Annotated in this window: 1 protein-coding gene; it reads right to left on the reverse strand. The window is 65.8% G+C overall.

The window, feature by feature from the left end:
- Positions 1–2,769: aminomethyl-transferring glycine dehydrogenase (gene gcvP / locus EOA22_RS29790; protein ID WP_127390438.1), on the reverse strand; the 2,769-nt coding region annotated here is incomplete at its 3' end.
- Positions 2,770–2,807 lie beyond the last annotated feature (38 nt).

Raw genomic sequence — 2,807 nt, forward strand, 5'->3', positions numbered from 1 at the left:
GCAGGCCAGGTTGCGGGCGCCGGCGACATTGTCGATGCGTGACACCGGAGGCCAGTACTTGGCTGCCGTGTCGGCGTCGCCGGCCGGATAGGCCGCTTCCAGGCGCGAGTAGGGATGGTTCCACTGGCCGGCCAGCGCCTCGGCGGCGGTGTGCGGCGCGTTGACCAGCGGATTGTCGGCCAAAGGCCATTCGCCCCTGGCGACTTTTGCTGCCTCTGCCGATATCGCGATCATGGCCTCGCAGAAGCGGTCGATTTCCCGCTTGGGCTCGGACTCGGTCGGCTCCACCATCAGCGTGCCGGCGACCGGGAAGGACATGGTCGGCGCGTGAAAACCATAATCGATCAGCCGCTTGGCGACATCGTCGACACTGATGCCTGCACTCTCCTTGAGCACACGGGTGTCGAGGATGCATTCATGCGCGACGCGTCCCTGCCTGCCCTTGTAGAGCACCGGGAAATGCGCACCGAGCCGCGTTGCGATGTAGTTGGCGGAAAGGATCGCTGTTTCGGTCGCCTGCTTCAGGCCCGAGGCGCCCATCATGCGGATATACATCCAGGTGATCGGCAGGATCGAGGCGCTGCCGAAGGGGGCGGCGGAGACGGCGTGCGCCGAGCCTTCGGTGACATGGCCGGGCAAATACGGCTTCAAATGCGCCTTGACGCCGATCGGCCCGATGCCGGGTCCGCCGCCGCCATGCGGAATGCAGAAGGTCTTGTGCAGGTTCATATGGCAGACATCGGCGCCGATGTCGCCGGGACGGGCAAGCCCGACCAGCGCGTTGAGGTTGGCACCGTCGAAATAGACCTGGCCGCCATGCTCATGGATCAGCGCGCAGAGATCGCGTGCGCCTTCCTCGAACACGCCATGCGTCGAGGGATAGGTGAACATCAGCGCTGCGAGATTTTGCGCATGCTCAGTCGCCTTGGCCTTCATGTCGTCCATGTCGATGTTACCGTCTTCGGTGCAGCGCACGACGACGACGTTCATGCCAGCCATCGCCGCGCTCGCGGGATTGGTGCCATGCGCCGAGGAGGGGATCAGGCAGACGGTGCGGTGGTTGTCGCCGCGAGAGCGGTGATAGCCGCGGATGGCGAGCAGTCCGGCATATTCGCCCTGGCTGCCGGCATTGGGCTGCAATGTGACGGCGTCGAAGCCGGTGATCTCCGACAGCCAGCCCTCCAGCTCGCCGATCATGGCGCGGTAGCCTGCCGAGTGCGCGGCCGGGGCGAAAGGGTGCAGATTGGCAATGCTCGGCCAGCTCACCGGCATCATCTCGGCGGCGGCGTTGAGCTTCATGGTGCAGGATCCCAGCGGGATCATGGCGCGGTCGAGCGCCAGGTCCTTGTCGGCCAGCCGGCGCAGGAAGCGCATCATCTCGGTTTCCGACTTGTTTTCGTGGAAAACAGGCTGGGTCAGGAACTCCTTGCCGCGCGGCTTGCCGGGCACCGTGCTGTCGGCGGAGGCGCCAGCCTTGGCGCCGAACAGGGCCGCGATTGCGTCGAGATCGGCCTCGGTGGAGGTTTCGTCGAAGGCGATGCCGATGTGGTCGGCATCGACGGCACGCAGCAATCTGCCGCCCTTTTCAGCGGCGGCGGCGATCGAAGCTGCCTTGCCCTTCACCTCGGCCGTCACCGTGTCGAAGCGGCTTGAACCGAGCACGGAGATGTTTGCTGCTTTGAGCCCGGCGGCAAGACGATTGGCCAGCGTGTGGATGCGCCCGGCAATCGCCTGCAGCCCGGCGGGGCCGTGCCAGATGGCATAGGCGGTCGCCATATTGGCGAGCAGCGCCTGCGCGGTGCAGATGTTGGAGGTCGCCTTGTCGCGGCGGATATGCTGCTCACGCGTCTGCAAGGCAAGCCGGTATCCGGGCCGGCCCTTGCTGTCGGTGGACTGGCCGACCAGGCGGCCAGGCATCAGCCGCGTCAGCCTGTCGGAGACGGCGCAATAGGCCGCGTGCGGGCCGCCAAAGCCCATCGGCACGCCAAAGCGCTGCATCGGGCCGACTGCGATGTCGGCGCCAAGCTTGGCCGGCGCGTCGGTCAGCGTCAGGCCGAGCGGGTCGGCGATGAAGACGACGAGAGCGCCGGTCGCGTGTGCCTTGTCGATCGCTGCCTTGTGGTCGCCATAGACGCCAAATGTATCCGGCCAGGAGACAAGCAGGGCGGCGGTGTTGTCGTCGATCGTCTCGCCATCGATCTCGATGCCGAGCGGCTCGGCGCGGGTGCGCACCACGTCCAGCGTCTGCGGGTGCGGCGTGCCGGCAAGTGCTACCTTGGTGCGCTTGTCGCGGTGATGGCGCAGTGCAATGCCGACCGCCTCGGCCACGGCGGTTGCTTCATCCAGCAGCGACGCCGATGCCACCGGCAGGCCGGTCAGTTCGGTGACCAGGGTCTGGAAGTTGAACAGCATTTCCAGCCGGCCCTGGCTGATCTCGGCCTGATAGGGCGTGTAGGCCGTATACCAGGCCGGGTTCTCGAACAGATTGCGCTGGATAACCGGCGGCACATGGACGCCGTGATAACCGGCGCCGATGAAGCTCTTCAGCACCGTATTCCCGGCCATGACAGCCGAAAGCTCAGCCAGCGCTTCCGCCTCGCTCGCTGGTGCCGGCAGGGCAAGCGGCCGATCGAGCCGGATCGACTTCGGGACGGACTGGCTGATCAGCGTCTCGATCGAGGGCACGCCGATGGCGGCCAGCATGGCTCTGGTATCGTTGAGGCCGGGACCGATATGGCGGGCCGAGAAGGGGTAGGGTGCTGCGGTCATCTCAATAAGTCCTGATATCAACCGATATGGGCTTTGTA

This window comes from Mesorhizobium sp. M7A.F.Ca.US.014.04.1.1 (genome assembly GCF_003998745.1).
GTDB lineage: Bacteria > Pseudomonadota > Alphaproteobacteria > Rhizobiales > Rhizobiaceae > Mesorhizobium > Mesorhizobium ciceri.